We start from the raw sequence: 17,224 nt of genomic DNA on the forward strand, positions 1-17,224 counted from the left end.
GAGCTTGACCGGAACTGCGGCCGCGCCGGTCACGGTGAGCCGCAACGACGAGAGATCATGCGACGCGCGATCCGGGTAGTCGAGGATGCCTTGGAGCAACGTCGGTGGTCCGGGAAGCACGCTGATGCGCTCGCTCGCCACCATGTCGAGCACATTGGCCACCTCGAACACTTTGAAAGGCACGATCGTGGCCCCGCGCAGGATGCACGACATCCACCCGGCCTTGTACCCGAACGTGTGGAAGAACGGGTTCACGATCAAATAGCGGTCGCCCTCGCGCAGCCCGATCACATCGGTCCATGCCTCGTAGACGCGCAGCGACTGCCCATGCGTGACCATCACGCCTTTCGGGTGGCCGGTCGTACCCGACGTGAAGATGATGTCGGAGAGGTCGTCGCTGGTGATCGACTGGATCCGCGCCCGCGCGTCGGCCTCGGGGACGGCGTCGCCTGCCGCCAGGTACTCCAGCGTGGGGGTCGCACCGTCGGGCGCGTCGCCGCGGAGAACGATCGTGCGCTCGAGCGCAGGGAGGTCCTCGCCAGACTCACGGAGCATGGCCACGTAGTCGGTGTCGAGGAAGTCGGTGACGGTGAACAGCAGCCGGGCGCGCGACTTCCCGAGCACGTAGGCCGCTTCTGACCCCTTGAACCTCGTGTTGATCGGGACCAGCACCCCTCCCGCACCGAGGACGCCGAGCGCGGCGCCGATCCACTGGTGGATGTTCGGCGCCCAGATCGCGGCGCGATCACCTGGTTGGAGCCCGGCGGCCATCGCAGCGCGCGTCGACCGGATCATGAATGCGGCAAGGTCTTCGAACGACTGGCGCACGGCGCCGTCCTCGTCGACGAGCGCCTCACTTGCCCCGAAGTCGCTCGCGCGAGCGAGCACGAGGCCGGGGATGCTCGTCCACCGCTCGTCCGCTCGCACGATCCGAGGCTATAGATTCCGCGCCGTGCCGCTCGATCCTGCTGCCAAAGCGATCATCGAGATGATGGATGACAGCTACCCGCGCATCGGCGGCGACAACTCCGATCCGGCCGCACTACGTGCGCAGCTCAAGGCGCTCCCCCGCCTTCCGATCGTTGACGAATGCGCGTCCGTCGAGGACCGCACCATCCCCGGACCCGCTGGCGAGATCCCGGTGCGCATCTACCGACCTCTCGATGCGCCCGACGAGCCGATCCCGGGCTTCACGTACTTCCACGGCGGAGGCTGGGTGATCTGCGACCTCGACTCCCACGACGGTGCGTGCCGCCGCCTCGCGAACGCCGTCGGCGCCGTCGTGGTGTCGGTGGACTATCGGCTCGCACCGGAGCATCCCTGGCCAGCGGCGAGCGACGACGCGTATGCCGCGACCGTCTGGACCGCGGAGCACGCCGAGGAACTCGGCATCGACCCGGCGCGTCTCGCGGTTGGCGGCGACAGCGCCGGCGGCAACCTCACGGCCGTGGTCGCGCAGATAGCACGTGACCGAGGCGCGCCACCGCTCGCGTTCCAGCTCTTGATCTATCCGGTCATCGACTCGACCGCGACGCGCAATGAGCGTCCGTCGAGGATCGACAACGCCGTGGGCTACTTCCTGACCACCGAGATCATGGATTGGTACCGCGAGCAGTACCTCGCCGACGGTGCGACGGGTGACGAACCCTACGTGTCGCCCCACTGCGCCGACTCGCTGGCAGGACTTCCGCCGGCATGCGTCGTCACGGGCGAGATGGACATCCTTCGCGACGAGGGTGACCACTACGCCGCGGCACTCGATGCGGCGGGCGTGCCCGTCACACACCACCGCGCCGATGGGATGTTCCACGGCTTCTTCAACATGGACGCCGCGCTCGACGGCGCCAAGGATGCGCAGCGCGTCGCCTATGGCGCGGCGCGCGCCGCGCTGGGCGTGACTGCCTGATGGCCACGATCGTCCCCGAGGGGAAGCTCGTCTACGGCATGCAGCTCCAGGTGCAGGCCAAGTCCAAGACCTTCGTCGAGGATTGGGAGGCCGACGCGGGCGCCTCCGAGCTCGCGGCCATCGTGAAGAAGGCCGACGAGACCGGCTTCTTCTACGTGGCCGTGTGCGACCACCTCGCCGTCACCAAGCCACTCGACGCACACATGCAGACCACGTGGTACGAGACGATCGCGACGCTCGGGTGGATCGCCGCGCTCACGAAGAACGTGCGCGTGATGTCGCACGTGTATGTGTTGAGCTACCGCCACCCGCTCCAGACGGCCAAGGCGTTCATGACGCTCGACGAGCTGTCGGGTGGTCGGGCGATCCTCGGCGTCGGTGCCGGCCACCTCGAGGGTGAGTTCGACTTGCTCAGGGTCGACTTCGCCGCACGCGGCAAAGTCACCGACGCGGCGATCGACGTCGTGCGCGCCGCGTTCACCGACGAGTACCCCGACATCGAGACGCCGTACTGGGGCCACCTCGGCGACGCGGGAATGGCGCCCCGGCCGAGACAGCAACCGCTCCCGATCTGGGTCGGCGGATCAGCCAAGCCGTCATTGCGGCGCGCCGCGGAGCGGGGAGACGGCTGGCTGCCGCAGGGCACCCCGCGTGCGGACATGCCGGGGCAGATCGGCTTCGTGCTCGAGCACCGCAAGCAGACCCTGGGTGACGACCCGATCGATCTCGGGACGATCACCGAGTTCCTCTACGTCGGGGAGCCGGGTTGGGACGTGGGCGAGGGCACGCTGTCGGGGTCGCACGACATGATCGCCGAGCGCCTCAACGAGTTCGGCGCGATGGGCGTGAGCCACCTCCAGGTCCGGTTCCGGAACCGGTCGCTCCAAGAGCTGCTTGACCAGATGGACGCCTTCCACGCCGAGGTGGCTCCGCACTTGCACCGCTAGCCGCCCGCCACCACCATTCTCGAAAGCAACGCACGGCACGGACGAGGGGGTACCTGCCATGGCGGAACACGGGTTGGTCGTCGACGGCGACGGTCACGTCATGGAGCCGGAGGATCTCTGGACCGAGCGCATGGACGCGAAGCGCTGGGGCGACTGGATCCCGCGCAAGGTCGTCGAGGACGAGGTCTACGAGACCGTGTACACGGGCGGCGTCGTGCGCGGCGGTGGACGCGAGCTCCAAGACCAGATGGCGGCGGCGGTTGGGATGACCGCCAAGGAGTTCTTCGACCTGCTCCAGAGCCTGCGTGTCCCCGGTGGGTACGACCCGCACGCGCGCATCGCCGACATGGACTCCGAAGGCATCGACGCGGCGGTCCTGTACCCGTCGCAGGCCATGTTCTTCGGTCCGGTCGACCCGATCCCCGCGCTGCATGACAACGAGTTCGTCACCGACTGCATCCGCGCGTACAACGACTGGATCGCGGAGTACTGCTCGGCGTATCCAACTCGGCTGTTCGGGATGGCCGGCGTTCCGCTCCAAGACATCGACCGCGCCATCGCGGAAGCGCAGCGCGCGGTCGGCGAGCTCGGCCTGCGCGGCGTGTTCATCCGGCCATCGGCCTACGCGATCCAAGAGGACGGCACCGAGCTACCTCTGAACCACTCCGTCTACGACCCGTTCTGGGCCGCGTGCCAGGAGCTCGGTGTGCCGGTCGGGTTCCACCCCGGTGTGCACGTGGACACACCCGGCGCCTGCCGCAAGTTCGGGCTCGTCGTCGACAGCCCCAACATGATGGTCACCAACATGGCCATGGACGAGATCCACGGTGGGTCCGGTCTCGGCCAAGCCGTCGGGAACGCGGTGGACATGATCGTGACGCTGGGACGCATCGCCATGGGCGGCGTCTGTGAGCGTTTCCCGGACCTCGGGTTCCTTGTGCTCGAGGCGGGCGGAGGATGGGTGCCCACCCAGCTCGAGCGCATGGACGAGCAGGTGAAGGCGTTCCCGCTCGAGAAGCGGTGGTTGAGCATGCTGCCGAGCGAGTACTTCAAGCGTCAGTGCTGGGTGAGCTTCGAGCCCGAGGAGTGGAACCTCGCCGCATGTGCCGAGTGGCTCGGCACCGACCGAGTGATCTGGGCCTCGGACTACCCCCACCCCGAGTACCACCCCGGCATCGTCAAGGAAGTGGAGGAGGCGGTGGAGCCGCTCGCGGAGGCGGACCGTCGAAAGGTCCTCGGCGAGAACGCAGTCGCGGCCTACGACCTCAAGCTCGCGCGTTGAGCGCACCACTCACCTTCGACCGTCCGCTCGACGTCGCGCGCATGCGGCGCGACCGCCACGCGCGGCTCGTGCAGGGCATGGTCGACCAGGGCGTCGACGCGTTGGTGCTGCTCGGGCAGGCCAACGTCTCGTACGCCACCGGGGTGCGGGTCCCGGCGGCCGACCAAGCACGGGCGATCCATCGCCGTCCGATCGCCATCGTGACCGCTGACGGCGAGCCGCCTCACGTGTGGACATGGTTCGCCGACGGTGCTCCCGACGATCTGCCCGCCGACCACGTGCACCAGGGCCTGTCCTTGGAGTGGGACGAAGGAGCACGCCAGCTGCTCGACGTGCTGCCGGGCGGTCAGGTCGCGATCGACGAGTTCACGATGCCGCTCCATGGCGCGCTCGACGGACGTCAGCTCGCCGACGCCACGGTGACCCTGTCGACGGCGAAGGCGTTGAAGACGGCGGACGAGGTCGAGTGCATCCGACGGGCCCAAGAGCTCAACGAAGCAGCGATCGCGGCCGTGGCTCCGACGGTGACACCGGGAACACGCGGCACCGAGGTCACCGGCCGCTTCCTGCGCCACCTGTTCGAGCTGGGCGCGATGGGGAACTCGGTGGACCCGATCTGGCAGGTGATGCCGTCGTCGATCGCGGAAGGGCCGTACACCATCACGGGTGACGTCGTCTTTCCGACCGTCACGAAGGACTCGCCCTTCGCCGAAGGCGACCTCGTGTGGGTCGACAACGGGATTTCGTACGAGGGTTACCAGTCCGACTACGGACACACCTGGGTGATCGGACGCGACCCCGACGAGCGGCAACGCTCGCAATGTCGGCGATGGCGCGAGCTCATCAGCCACGTCCTCGAAGTGACGAAGCCGGGTGCAACGGCGCGAGACCTCACTCGAGCCGCCGAGGAGCTGAGCGGCGGGCGGCGGCCTTGGCTCCCCCACTTCTACCTCGCGCACGGGATCGGCACCGACAGCGCGGAGATGCCGTTCCTCGGTACTGACCTCGGCGACGAGTTCGACGAGACGGTGGTGCTCGCACCGGGGATGTTGATGGTGCTCGAGCCGGTCATCTGGGAGGACGGGCATGGTGGCTTCCGCGCCGAGGAGATCGTGGTCGTGACCGACGCCGGCTACGACATCCTCTCGACGCTCACCTGGGACGGCTGGGAGTGAACCCGCACCTCGAGCGCGTGCTCGATGCGATGGCGGATGCCGGAGTCGACGTGCTGCTGTTGGGCCGCGAGTCCAACTCCCGCTACGTCTCGGGCGCCGATCGCCTGTCGGTCGCCGGTTCCCGTGCCTTCGCTCCGGGCTGCGTCGTCGTCCGCGAGACGGGCGCGGTCCACTTGCTGAGCATCACCGACGACGGGATCCCCTCCGACATCCCACCCAAGTGCCTGTATCCGATCTCGTGGAACCCGATGAACATCGTCGGCGGGATCGCCACGGTTCCCGGTGTGGCGGATGCGCGCTCGATCGGTGTCGACGGTCTCACACCGCTGTTCGAGCAGCTGATCCACGGCATGCTCCCGGGAGCAACGCTGATCGACGGCGAGGCGCTCCTTCGCGAGGTTCGTCAGGCCAAGACGGACGAGGACGTTGATGGCATCCGAGCGGCGGTCGACGTGGCCGAGCGCTCGTTGCGGACCGCGATCGACGCGCTCGAACCCGGTGTGAGCGAGCAGCGGCTCAAGGGAGTGTTCGAAGAGGCGATGGCGACGCTCGGTGCTCACACGCCGTCCTTCGAAGGAACCTTCTGCGTCGCCGAAGCCGGCTCACCGCCGCGATCGATGGTGACGGACCGCGTGGTGCAGAGCGGCGACCTCGTGCACTTCCGGGTCGGCGTGATGCGCGACGGCTGGGAGGGTGCGTTGGCACGCACGCTGTCGTGTGGAGGTAACGCACCCGATGTTCCCGCAGCACATGCGACGACGATCGCGTTGGCGGTCGATGGCGCAACGGTCGGCGATCTCCGCGCCACTGGTGCGACCGTCGAAGGGGTGGGGATCGGGCACGAGGAGCTGGACGACGGCGAACGCCTCGAGCCCGGGATCGTGCTGTTCATCGAGCGCTGGGCGGATCCGGTGCTCGTTGGTGACACGGTGCTGGTTGGCGAGGACAGCCCCGAGGTCTTGACGACGCTCTAGGACGTGGCCTCGGCCCATTCGAGGTGGGCGCAGATGGCGTTTCCTCCCTCGTCGAACCAACCCTTGGTTCGTGCGTAGTCGAGCATCGCGGTGAAGTCCGCTTCCCAGATGTCGCCGACGCGGTCTTTTGCCAGGCGGCGGACTGCGTCGATGGTGATGAAGGCTTCCTCGGCTTCTAGGCGGCCTGCGGCTGCGTCTACCAGCGCGCCGAAGACGAGGCCCCAGTCCTTGCCACCCACGACGGTGACGTGGAACTTCTTGGTGTCCTCTGGCTCCTCGAGGGTCACGACGGGCGGATGCGGCTCGAGATCGATTTTCACGTACACGTTTCCCGCTCCTGGCGCTTCGCGCCGGGCCGCTCCACTTCACCCCGGCGAACGGCTCACTGCGGCGCAGGGTAGCTGCGCCGCAGCCGTTCGCCTCTGCTAGTCCTCGGCCATCGGGTAGGGGAACTTGGCCCCGACGCCGCCGTCGACGACGAGCGTGTGCCCGGTGACGAAGGAGGACAGGTCGGAGGCCAGGAAGAGGATGCCGGCGGCGATGTCGGACGGTTGGGCGACGCGGCGCAGCGGCGTGTTGGCGTTGTTGCGCTCGCGTCCTTCCTCTCCGAGGTACACCGAGATGCGAGGCGTCCACACCACGCCGGGTGCGACCGCGTTGACCCGGACACCACTCGGTCCGAGCTCGACCGCGGCGGTTCGGACCAACGACATCAGACCAGCCTTCGCTGCGCCGTAGGCGCCGTGCCGTGGCGCTGATGTGAGCCCCGACACGGAAGCGACGAACACCATCGTTCCGCCGCCCGACTCGGACATCAGGCGACCACCGATCTGCACAGCCAGGAAGGCGTGGCGCAGAACGATGTCGAAGTGCCAGTCCCACTCTTCGTCGGTCATGTCGACGAGCTGGTCGTAGTGCGACATGCCGACGATGTCGACTACGCCGTCGACGCCGCCCAACGCAGCACTTGCCTCGCCGAAGAGACGTTCGGCGTCGACGCGCTTCGTTGCGTCACCGTTGCCCGCTACTCCGCCCACTTCGCTCGCGATCTCCCCGGCCAGATCCGGATCGACGTCGATGCAGAACGTGCGTGCGCCCACCGAGGCGAGCGCGTGCGCCGCTTGACGGCCGATTCCCTGCCCCGCGCCGATCACGACGAAGCGACGTCCGTCCAAGCGAAGCTGCGCGGAATAGTCAGGGATCGGCGTGTCGTCGGGCCGAGTCATCAATCGGTGCAGGCTAATAGGGTGACGCCGTGCGGACCTTCGACACTCCGGTCGGTCCTGGCGCCGCCTCACTCGACGGCAAGGTCGCGCTCGTAACCGGCGGTGCCCAAGGGATCGGCGCGGCGGCGGCCATGGCGCTCGCGAGCTTCGGCGCTGACCTCGCGATCTGCGACCGCAACACCGATGGCATGCGTGCCGTTGCGACGGATGTGGAGGCGCTCGGGCGTCGCTGTGTCACCGGGGAGCTCGATGTGCGCGACGCCGATGCGGTCGAGCGGTGGTTGGGCGATGTGAGCAAGGAGCTCGGCAAGGTCGACGTGCTCGTGAACAATGCAGGTGGTGGCTTCTACGCTTCGTTCCTGGACGTGAACGCCAAGGGACAAGGGGCGTTGGTCGACGAGAACTTCACGAGCGTCACCCACTTCGTCCGTGGCTGCGTGCCTCTGATGGGCGCGGGAGCTTCGATCATCAATGTCACGTCGATCGAAGCCCACCGAGCCGCCCCCGGCTTCGGTGTGTACGCGGCGATGAAGGCTGCAGTCGAGAGCCTCACGAAGACCCTCGCGTTGGAGCTCGCACCCAGAGGGATCCGCGTCAACGCGATCGCGCCGGATGCCATCCCGACGCCGGGCGACGAGGTGCACGCCGACGCAGTGCACAGCGACCCGGCGGAATACGGCCGCAAGGTGCCGATGGGGTGGGGCACGGTCGACGACTGTGCGGGGCCAATCGTCTTCCTCGCGTGCGAGCTCTCGCGGTTCATGACCGGCACGGTGCTCCACGTGGACGGCGGCAGCCACGCGGCGTCGGGATGGACGCTCAGAGACGACGGCACGTACGCGCCTTGACGCATGACTGACCTCATACCCGCGTTCGCGGAGGACGAGGCCGGACTCCCTGGGCCGCGCATCGGCGAATCCGTCCGGCGTGAAGGCGAGCGACAGCTGTTCCGCGCACTCGCCCACCGAGAGTTCAGGTTGTTGTTCGCCGCTTACTCGATCGGCGATCTCGGTTTCTGGATCTCCCACATCACGTTGCAGTCCGAGATGGCACGGGTCACCGACAAGTCGCCGCTCTGGCTCGGCTTCCTGTTCTTCGCGACGTTCATCCCGATGCTGCTGTTCGCGCCGCCAGCAGGCGTCCTGGCCGATCGCGTCGATCGCAAGCGCTTGCTCATCACCACCCGCTGTCTGGTCGCAGCCGCGGCCGGAGTGCTCGCGGCGTGCTTGCACGCCGGTTTCGAAGGCCCCGGCATGCTCGCGGGCTTCGGCTTCGTCCTGGGCACGCTGTTCGCCTTCATGGCTCCCGCGCAGCAGGCGATGACGGCCAACGCGGTGCCCAACGACAGCCTCGCGAGCGCCATCTCGCTGCAAGCCGCGGGCAACAACGTCTTGCGCGTCGGCGGACCGGCGCTGGCAGCGCCGATCCTGGCCGCATGGGGTGCAGGGTGGGCCTTCACCGCGTACGCGGCGACCAACGTCGTGACGATCCTGATGCTGGTGCCGATACGCGTGAGCCGGCGCCGGGGCGAGATCGACACGTCGAGCGGGTGGCAGCAGTGGAAGGACGGGCTCCGGCACGCTCGAGAACGGCGACCCGCGGTGGCCGTCTTGACCACGATGGCCGTGCTGTCGATCTTCGGCATCGCGTACGTCGCGCTCTACCCCGTGTTCGCCACCGACGTGCTCGGGCATCCGCGCAAGGACTTCACGTGGCTCGTCGTCGCTTCCGGGTCAGGAGCATTCTTCGGTGTGCTCGCGATCGGGCTCCGGCGTCGCAGCCCGACGCTGCGCACTGCGCTGGCCTGGCTCGTCGGCTTCGCCATCGCCGCGGGCGGATTTGCGCTGTCGCGGTCGTGGGAGCTGTCACTCGCGTTCAACGCGCTCGTCGGGCTCTGCTATTTCTCCGTGACGACGTCGCTGAACACCGTGCTCCAGCAGCTCGCTGATGACGACAAGCGCGGGCGGCTGCTCGGGCTGTTCACCCTCACGTGGGCCGGCCTCATCCCCATCGGTGGGATCTGGATGGGCGTGATCGCCGACATCGGTGGCGCGCCACTCGCGCTCCAGATCGGCGCAGCGGTGTGCCTGGTGTACGCAGTGACGGCGCTGACGCGCTATGAGACCGTGCCGCCGAGATAGGCCGCTTCGAGCGCCGCGCCCACCTCTTCTGGGTCGCCTCGGTATTGCACGCGGCCGTGCAGCATGATCGCGGCGACGTCGGCGATCCCGAGCACCTCGTGCGCGAACTGCTCGACGATGAGGATAGAGACGTTCTCGTCGGCGATCCGCTTGACCACCGAGTAGAGCTCTTCGACGATGAGGGGCGCGAGGCCCATCGAGAGCTCGTCGAGCAGCAGCACCTTCGGGTCGATGGCGAGGCCGCGCGCCATCGAAAGCATCTGCTGCTCGCCGCCCGAGAGTGTGCCGGCCACCTGCTTGCGGCGCTCTCCGAGCCTCGGGAACCGCTCGAAGGAGCGATCGAGCACGACCTGGAACGCAGTGCCGCTGTATGTGGCCATGCGCAGGTTCTCGAGCACGGTGAGGTTGGGGAAGATCCCCCGACCCTCAGGGACGAGGCACACGCCACTGCGGGCCAACGAGTCGGCCGGTGTTCCCGTGACGTCGCGCCCCTCGAGTGTGAGTTGGCCGTGCGTGGGCTTGATCTGGCCGCTCGCGACCTTGAGCGTGGTCGACTTGCCCGCGCCGTTCGGGCCGAGGAGGGCGAACACCTGCCCCGGCATGACGGCGAGGTCGACGCCCTCGAGCACGTCGATCGTGCCGTACCCCGCAGTCACCCCTTGGAGGGCGAGCATGGCGCCGCTCGGGTCGACGGGTGGAGCGCCGTTCCCCTCGCTCGAGATCGCGAGCTTCGGCGCGTTCGCGGCGGCGCGCTCGTCGCGCTCGGTGCCGAGATAGGCGGCGCGGACGCTCTGGTCGCTCTGGATCTCCATCGGGTCACCGGCCGCGATGAGCCGCCCGAAGTCGAGCACATGGATGTACTGGCACGCGCCCATCACGAAGCTCATGTCGTGCTCGACGAGCAGCACGCCGAGCCCCGTGCCCGCGAGCTCGTTCAACAGCGCGCCGAGCGTGGTGGTCTCGCTCTCGTTGAGTCCGGCCGACGGCTCGTCGAGCAACAGCACCCGCGGCTTAGACGCCAGGGCGCGTGCAAGCTCGACGAGCCGCGCCGTGCCGGTCGGGAGCTGGTCGACGCGTTCCGACGCCACAGACTCCAAGCCGACGCGCTCGATGATCCCGTCCACGAGTCCGGGGACGTCGAAGCGCTCTCGTGACCAGCCACGACGCATCTCCGCGGCCACGAGCACGTTCTCGCGCACGGTGAGCGTGCCGAAGGTCTCGAGCCGCTGGAACGTGCGGCCGATCCCGGCGCGGGCGCGCTTGTGCGGCTTCTCCTCGGTGAGATCACGGTCGTCCAGCGCGATCCGGCCGCCGTTCGGCGCTTGGAGGCCCGTGATGACGTTGAACAGCGTCGTCTTGCCGGCTCCGTTCGGACCGATCAGCCCGGTCACGAGCCCTTCGTCCACGCCGATCGACACATCGTCGAGCGCTTGAAGCCCGCCGAATCGCACCGAGATGCTGGTCGTTTCGAGCAACGCCATCTAGGACTCCACGCGTGTGGAACTCGGGGCGTCGATCGCAGGTTCCGGCGGGCTCGCTGGCGCTTGGCCGGCGGCGGCGCGTTCGCGCTTCAAGCGCCGCTTCTCGCGAAGGTCATGGCCCACCTGCGGGATCACACCCTCGGGCTGACGTGCGATGCCGATACCTGCGAGGCCGGGCGCGACCTTCGACCACCCCTTCACGATGTCAGTGAGCCATTTGTCTGCCTGGCCCGGCGCGAGCCACGCCTGAGGTAGGAACCTCGTGAAGATCTGGAGCGCGACTCCGCCGAACACTGCGCCGCTCGCGACGCCCACACCTCCGACCACCATGAGCAACAACAGTGCGAGGCCAGCGTTGTCGAGGCCGGACAGGAGGTTGAAGCTCGCCGCGCTCACGTTGCCCACGTGGATGCCGAACAGCGCACCACCCATCCCCGCGATGCCAGCCGAGAGCCCGAAGACCGCGAGCTTGGTCATCCGCAGGTTCACGCCGAGCGTGGCGCACGCCGCCTCGCTGTCTCGCATCGCGATCAGGCGTCGTCCGAACTTCCCGCGCCGCAGCTCGACGAGCCCGAAGCCGACCACACCGAACAACAGGGCAGTGAACATCGTGAACGCCGAGCCCTTGCTGAAGGTGATGCCCAGGAACGAGAACGGCTGGTCGAACGTGTACCCGAAGATCTCGAAGTTGTCGATCTTGCGGCCGACATTGCTGTAGACCTCGGGCAAGAAGAACACGACAGCCGCCATCAATGCGAAGGCCATTGACGCCAGCGCGAGGTACAGGCCGCTGAGGCGCAGCGCGGGAAGTGCCATCAGCAGGCCGATCGGGACCGCCACGAGCACGGCCATCACCAGCGTGAGCGGACTGCCGACCGGATAGAGGTCGAGACCGAACGCATTGCCGCCGGCGCTGGAGAACTCGAACCCGGCCCACGCGCCGAAGCCCGCGAACGTGACCTGGGCAAACGAGATGTGGCCAGCCCAACCCGTGAGCGGCACGAGCGACAGCATGATGAAGGCGATGACGACCCCACCCTCGACGTAGACCATCTTTGAATCACTAGCGATCGCGCACACCACCGTGACCGCCAGGAAGAACACGACGAAGCCGATTGCGGCCATCTTCGGGCTCGGCACACGGGCCGTGACCGCGCGCGCCAGCTTCCTCCCTTCGATGCGGGCCTGTGGGAGGAACAGCAGCGCCGCGAACAGGATGATCCCGGGGATCACGCCCTGGCGGCCGATCGAGGACCAACGTTCGGGGAACGAAAGGAACACCTCTTTGAACGAGACCGACAGCCCGATCACTGCGCCGCCCACGAGCGTCATCGGGAGGCTCCGAAGGCGTCCGATGATGGCCGCCGCGAAGGCTTCGATGATGAACAGCGTGAGGACCTGGGAGTCGAAGTTGCCGAACGACTGCGCGAGCAGGATGCCGGCGATCGCGGCCATCGACGCGCCGATCGCCCAGGAGAGCATCGAGACTTGCCCCGGCTTCGCGCCGTTCAAGGCGGCGAGCTCACGGTTGTCGACCACGGCGCGCATCGCGACGCCGATGCGCGTCCGGTAGAAGAGCACCCGCAGCGCGAGCGCGATCCCGATGCCGATGAAGATCGTGATGATCCGGTACCACTGGACGAACGTCTCGCCCTCTTGCGCGCTCGAGGCCAGTGACGGGATCGAGATGCCGGATTGCCCGAAGAACGTACCGATGGTGCGGTAGGCGGTGCCTGACCAGATGATGTCGGTGAGCCCGATGAAGAAGGCAAGCAGACCGATCGTGGCAACGAGCTTGGCGACCAGTGGCGCATCGGCAAGACCCCGCATCACCAGTCGTTCGATGATCGCGCCGACCACCGGTGCGATCACGAAGATCACCACGATGAGTGACGGCACCGAGGGGAGACCCCATCCTCCCGACTCGGTGGCCGCCTTCATCTGCCAGTAGATGAAGGCGAAGAACATGCCCATCGCGCCTTGGGCGAAGTTGAAGATGCCGGAGGTCGTGTAGGTGACGACGAGGCCCGCGGCCGCGATCGCGTAGATCGAGGAGTACACGACCCCGATCACGAGGAACCGGACGATCGTGTCGCTGCCGACTGCTTGGCCCTCGCGCCAGAACGCCGTCACGAAGAGGACGACGAAGATGGTCACCGCGAAGGCCGCGACCAGGGTTGAGCGGTTCTGACGTTTCGTCAGGCGCTCAACGATGGCGGCCACCAGCTCGTCTCCCCCCGTCCGGACACCGCTCTCAGGTTTCGAGGATGAGCGGGTCGTCGGGCCACGAGACCCGACGACCCATCACACCTCTCGGCTCCCGCTTAGTTGATGATGTCGAGCTCGACCGTCTGCGGCTCGGTCTTGCAGTCGAACGTGCCCTTCTTCTTCGGGTGGACGCGCACGAACTCGCCGTTCCGCACCTGCATCAAGACGTAGCAGCCACTCGCGATTCGGCCACCGACTTCGGTCGGCACGAGCACGCCGTCGGCGTCGAACTCGTGGATGTCGGCTGCGGCGGCGAGCACGCCTTCACGCGTCAGGTTGTTGTTGTCGCCACCCGTGGCGGCTTCGACGGCCTCCTGGAAGAACAGGCCGGCGGCGAACGCCTGGATGGCGAAGCCGTCGGTCTTGTCGGTGTTCTTCAGGAAGTTCCGCAGCATCTTGTTGTTCTTCGCTTCGGATGTTGCGCCGAGGAACGGCAGGAACGGTGTGTACACGTACTGCCCTTCGACGATGTCGACGTTCTCCGGCGCGACGAGCTGCTCGTCGTAGCACTGGAGCGAGCAGTCCCAGACCGTCATGTCGATGCCTTGACTTGCGGCCTCGGACCGCATCTTCACGGTGCTGTCGAACGCGAGACCGCTGCGTGCATACGTGACTCCCGCGTCCCTCATCGCGGCCACGATGGCCGTGTAGGCACTCTGCTGTGCCAGCGCGGAGACGTCCTCCTGGTAGACGTTTTCGAGCCCGAGGTCGTTGATCGCCTCGAAGATCGGCAGCTGGGAGTTCTTGGCCGACGCGCTGTCGGATGGGAAGAGCATCGCGCTCTTCAGATCCTTGAACTTCTTCGCGTAGTACTCCGCCGGCCCCGCGCTGACCGTGTAGCTCTGCGGGTGCTCATCGCGGGTGGCGCAGTCGAGAGCTGCCGGGTTCACCCCGAACGAGACCCCGGTGCAGATCTCGTTCGGCTCGGTCAGCACAATCGCGAAGTCGGGCAGGCCCGTGGCTGCTCCTGCGGCGTCGACGCATTCCGAGATGTCGTCGAAGTCCTCGTTCAAGAGGACCCCGGTGCCGATGATGGCGAAGCTGTCCTGGCACGCCTGCCGGAACCCAGCCTGGGCGGGCTCGGCGCCGAGCTTCGAGTCGACGTGCTTCACGACGATCTCCCGGCCGGCGACGCACGTGTTCTTGGGCTTGCAGCTGTTGTTGATGTACTTGGCCCAGCCGTCGACACCATCGTGGCTGCCCTGGAACAGGCCCGGGAAGCCCGGCACCTCGATCGCCGCGACCACGGTCACCGTGATCGTGTCCTCGGTGACACCGATGTCGGTTGCTTCGAGGGCATCTCCCCCGCCCTGGGCGCCTGCGCTCGGCACGATCAGCGCGGCCGCGAAGAGCGCGACGACTGCGAATGTGAACCAACGAGTACGGCTCAACCGTTCCCCCTTGTGTCGCCGGCCTCGGACTACCGAGGCCGAGCCTCTGGCGGCGCATTCTTCTCGTAATTGAAACGCGTTGCAATAGCGCCCATTGCACCCACGCCGGGCGCAGAACCGCGGTTCACCCGAGGTCCGCCACGGCGGCGCCGACGTCATCGACGGACCATCGAGCGTCTTGCTGCACAGCGCGGTCGTCACGCCACCCGTCGAAGCGACGGATCTCGCCGCCCCTCACGAGGTAGACCTGCCCCGTGACCGGACAGGCCGCGGTCGCGAGCCAGCCCACCGTGGGCGACACGTTGCCGGGGTGGAAGACGTCGAACGCGGCCGGGTCGTCGGGCGCCCGCACCATGTCGGCGATGCCGGCCACCTCCTCGGTCATCCGTGTGCGGGCCACCGGAACGATGGCGTTCACCCGCACCCCGTAGCGGGCCAGCTCCTCGGCGAGGATCACCGTGAGTGCGGCGATGCCGGCCTTGGCGGCCCCGTAGTTGCTCTGACCCGCCGCGCCGCGCAGACCGGACGTCGACGACACGTTCACGACCGAGCCCTGCACTGTCTCGCCGGCCTTCGACCGGTCTCGCCAATGCGCAGCCGCAGTCCGCGTCGAGCAGAAGTGCGAGCGCAGATGACCTCGGATCACCGCGTCCCACTCGTCCTCGGTCATGTTCACGAACATCCGGTCGCGCAGGATGCCGGCGTTGTTGACCAACACGTCGAGGCGTCCCCACGTGTCGATCGCCAGTCCGATCGCGGCCTCGGCCCCCGCCATGGTCGCCACGTCGTGGTCACTCGCCACCGCGTCGCCACCGGCCGCCCGGATCTCGTCTGCCACCGTGACGGCGACCGCGGCGTCGTGCCCGGTGCCGTCGGCCTCACCGCCGGTGTCGTTGACGACGACCTTCGCGCCCTCGGCCGCGAACAGCAGCGCGTGCTCGCGGCCCATGCCCCGCCCTGCGCCGGTGATCACGGCGATCCTGTCCTGCAACGCGGCCATGCCCATCCCCCCTGTGTCCGGCCGAGAATAGGGTCTGTCCCGTGACGAGCATCCGCGACCTGCGCAGCTCGCCGCCGCTGCCCGGCGAGCTCACCGACGAGACGCCGGCCGGTTCCACGATCGGCGACCTCGCCCACGCGCCGGGGCCCACCAAGGTGCCGGCGTCGCGGTACACGTCGCCCGAGTTCGCCGCGCTGGAGCTCGAACGCCTGTGGCCCCACGTGTGGCAGCTCGCGTGCACGGTCGACCACGTGCGCGAGCCGGGCGACTGGTACGAGTACGCCTGCGGACCGCTCTCGGTGCTCGTGCTGCGCGGCGACGACGGCGTGATCCGCGCCTTCCAGAACGTGTGCCGCCACCGTGGCAACGAGCTGCGCACGGGGTGCGGTACCGGCATGACCGAGATCCGCTGCAACTACCACCGGTGGTGCTGGGACCTGCGCGGGCAACTGCGCGAGGTCCCGTCCCGCAAGGGGTTCGGGGCGCTCCGCAACGACGACTACCCGCTGTTCGAGACCCGGGTCGGCACGTGGGGACCGCTGGTGTTCGTGAACCTCGATCTCGACGCCGAGCCGCTCGAAGAGTTCCTCGCACCCGTGGTCGAGGATGCCGCCTTCCTCCGCCCCGACGAGCTCGCGTGCCGCGCCATCGTCACGTTGCCGCTGCCGTGCAACTGGAAGACGGGCATAGATGCATTCAGCGAGACCTACCACGTGCAGGGCATCCATCGGCAGATGCTCGGGTCCACCGACGACGTGAACTCACCGCAGGCCGACTGGGCCCGTCACGGCAAGCTCGGCCAGCCCTACGGGGTCCCGAGCCCGCGCCTGCGCGACGGCGCGACCGACGACGAGATCTGGGCGTCGTTCGTGGCGACGCAGGGCGCGCGGGCCGGGCGCCCTGACCCCGACGACCCGGGTCCGATCCCCGATCGCCACGAGGGCGAGACCATGCGCGTGTTGCTCGCGCGGCTCATCCGCGAAGAGTCGGCCACCAGCGGCGTCGACCTCGGGCCGTTCAGCGACGACGAAGTCACCGACCTGCACCAGTACAACTGCTTCCCGAACATCTCGCCGGTGTTCCTCGCCGAGAACCTCACGACGATCCGCACGCGCCCAGGAGCCACGCCCGACGACTGCTATCTCGACATCATCTCGTGTCCGCGCCTGCCCGCCGGCGCTACGGATCGCGGCCCGCGCCCCGTCGACGTGACGCTTGACGCCAGCACCGCCGACTTGGGTGTGGTCTTCAACCAGGACATCGCCAACCTGCGGCGCGTGCAGCGCGGTCTGCACCAACCGGGCCTCACGCACCTCACGCTCTCGCGCGAGGAGCGGCGCATCGTGAGCCTGCACCGCAACCTCGAGCGCTACCTGGGCATCCAGCCCAGCCAGGTGCTCGGCGGCTGAACCCCGTTTTTTGGCGTCGAAGCT

Annotated in this window: 15 protein-coding genes; 8 read left to right on the forward strand and 7 right to left on the reverse strand. The window is 67.9% G+C overall.

Annotated features, from left to right (window positions below; translation table 11 throughout):
* The coding region (locus tag WEE69_10340) for an AMP-binding protein (GenBank protein MEX1145690.1) at positions 1-927 on the reverse strand (927 nt) is incomplete at its 3' end.
* 25 nt (positions 928-952) lie between these two features.
* On the opposite strand from WEE69_10340, the gene WEE69_10345 reads away from it, so the two are divergent.
* Genes WEE69_10345 through WEE69_10365 form a run of 5 tightly spaced genes read left to right on the forward strand, consistent with a single transcriptional unit; the run spans position 953 to position 6,284 of the window.
* A complete protein-coding gene (locus tag WEE69_10345; GenBank protein ID MEX1145691.1) occupies positions 953-1,906 on the forward strand; it encodes an alpha/beta hydrolase in 954 nt (317 codons plus the stop codon).
* Positions 1,906-2,853, forward strand: coding sequence for a TIGR03619 family F420-dependent LLM class oxidoreductase (locus tag WEE69_10350; protein MEX1145692.1), 948 nt, complete (start codon positions 1,906-1,908; stop codon positions 2,851-2,853). The genes WEE69_10345 and WEE69_10350 overlap by 1 nt, the downstream gene beginning before the upstream one ends.
* A gap of 58 nt (positions 2,854-2,911) precedes the next feature.
* Positions 2,912-4,135, forward strand: a complete 1,224-nt coding sequence (locus WEE69_10355) for an amidohydrolase family protein (protein MEX1145693.1) — start codon at positions 2,912-2,914, stop codon at positions 4,133-4,135.
* Entirely contained in the window at positions 4,132-5,310 is a 1,179-nt protein-coding gene (locus WEE69_10360; GenBank protein ID MEX1145694.1) for a M24 family metallopeptidase, read from the forward strand. The genes WEE69_10355 and WEE69_10360 overlap by 4 nt, the downstream gene beginning before the upstream one ends.
* Positions 5,307-6,284, forward strand: a complete 978-nt coding sequence (locus tag WEE69_10365; protein MEX1145695.1) for a M24 family metallopeptidase — start codon at positions 5,307-5,309, stop codon at positions 6,282-6,284. The genes WEE69_10360 and WEE69_10365 overlap by 4 nt, the downstream gene beginning before the upstream one ends.
* Here the strand turns inward: WEE69_10365 and WEE69_10370 are convergent.
* Both WEE69_10370 and WEE69_10375 read right to left on the reverse strand, forming a co-directional pair.
* Positions 6,281-6,610: a hypothetical protein gene (locus WEE69_10370; protein MEX1145696.1), complete on the reverse strand. Its 330-nt coding sequence runs from the start codon at positions 6,608-6,610 to the stop codon at positions 6,281-6,283. The two genes, WEE69_10365 and WEE69_10370, sit on opposite strands and share 4 nt — an antisense overlap.
* A 99-nt stretch (positions 6,611-6,709) precedes the next feature.
* Complete coding sequence (locus WEE69_10375) at positions 6,710-7,510, reverse strand: SDR family oxidoreductase (GenBank protein MEX1145697.1); 801 nt, start codon at positions 7,508-7,510, stop codon at positions 6,710-6,712.
* A 29-nt stretch (positions 7,511-7,539) separates the two neighbouring features.
* Between WEE69_10375 and WEE69_10380 the strand changes: the two genes are divergently transcribed.
* Together WEE69_10380 and WEE69_10385 are read left to right on the forward strand one after the other, a co-directional pair.
* Positions 7,540-8,358, forward strand: a complete 819-nt coding sequence (locus WEE69_10380) for an SDR family oxidoreductase (GenBank protein MEX1145698.1) — start codon at positions 7,540-7,542, stop codon at positions 8,356-8,358.
* A gap of 3 nt (positions 8,359-8,361) precedes the next feature.
* Positions 8,362-9,651: an MFS transporter gene (locus WEE69_10385; GenBank protein MEX1145699.1), complete on the forward strand. Its 1,290-nt coding sequence runs from the start codon at positions 8,362-8,364 to the stop codon at positions 9,649-9,651.
* Here WEE69_10385 and WEE69_10390 read toward each other — a convergent pair.
* The 4 genes from WEE69_10390 to WEE69_10405 all read right to left on the reverse strand — a co-directional run bounded on the left by WEE69_10390 (position 9,627) and on the right by WEE69_10405 (position 15,791).
* Positions 9,627-11,132, reverse strand: a complete 1,506-nt coding sequence (locus WEE69_10390; protein MEX1145700.1) for an ATP-binding cassette domain-containing protein — start codon at positions 11,130-11,132, stop codon at positions 9,627-9,629. The two genes, WEE69_10385 and WEE69_10390, sit on opposite strands and share 25 nt — an antisense overlap.
* Positions 11,133-13,355 carry an ABC transporter permease gene (locus WEE69_10395; protein ID MEX1145701.1) on the reverse strand — a complete coding sequence of 741 codons (2,223 nt, stop codon included), beginning with the start codon at positions 13,353-13,355 and terminating at the stop codon, positions 11,133-11,135.
* A 101-nt stretch (positions 13,356-13,456) separates the two neighbouring features.
* Positions 13,457-14,791 (reverse strand): ABC transporter substrate-binding protein, encoded by a 1,335-nt coding sequence (locus WEE69_10400; GenBank protein ID MEX1145702.1) that lies wholly within the window; start codon positions 14,789-14,791, stop codon positions 13,457-13,459.
* Positions 14,792-14,915: 124 nt separating this feature from the next.
* Positions 14,916-15,791 (reverse strand): SDR family oxidoreductase, encoded by an 876-nt coding sequence (locus WEE69_10405; protein MEX1145703.1) that lies wholly within the window; start codon positions 15,789-15,791, stop codon positions 14,916-14,918.
* 41 nt (positions 15,792-15,832) lie between these two features.
* On the opposite strand from WEE69_10405, the gene WEE69_10410 reads away from it, so the two are divergent.
* A complete protein-coding gene (locus WEE69_10410; GenBank protein MEX1145704.1) occupies positions 15,833-17,200 on the forward strand; it encodes an aromatic ring-hydroxylating dioxygenase subunit alpha in 1,368 nt (455 codons plus the stop codon).
* Positions 17,201-17,224: the final 24 nt, after the last annotated feature.

Source organism: Acidimicrobiia bacterium, assembly GCA_040881685.1.
Lineage (GTDB): Bacteria > Actinomycetota > Acidimicrobiia > IMCC26256 > PALSA-555 > SHVJ01.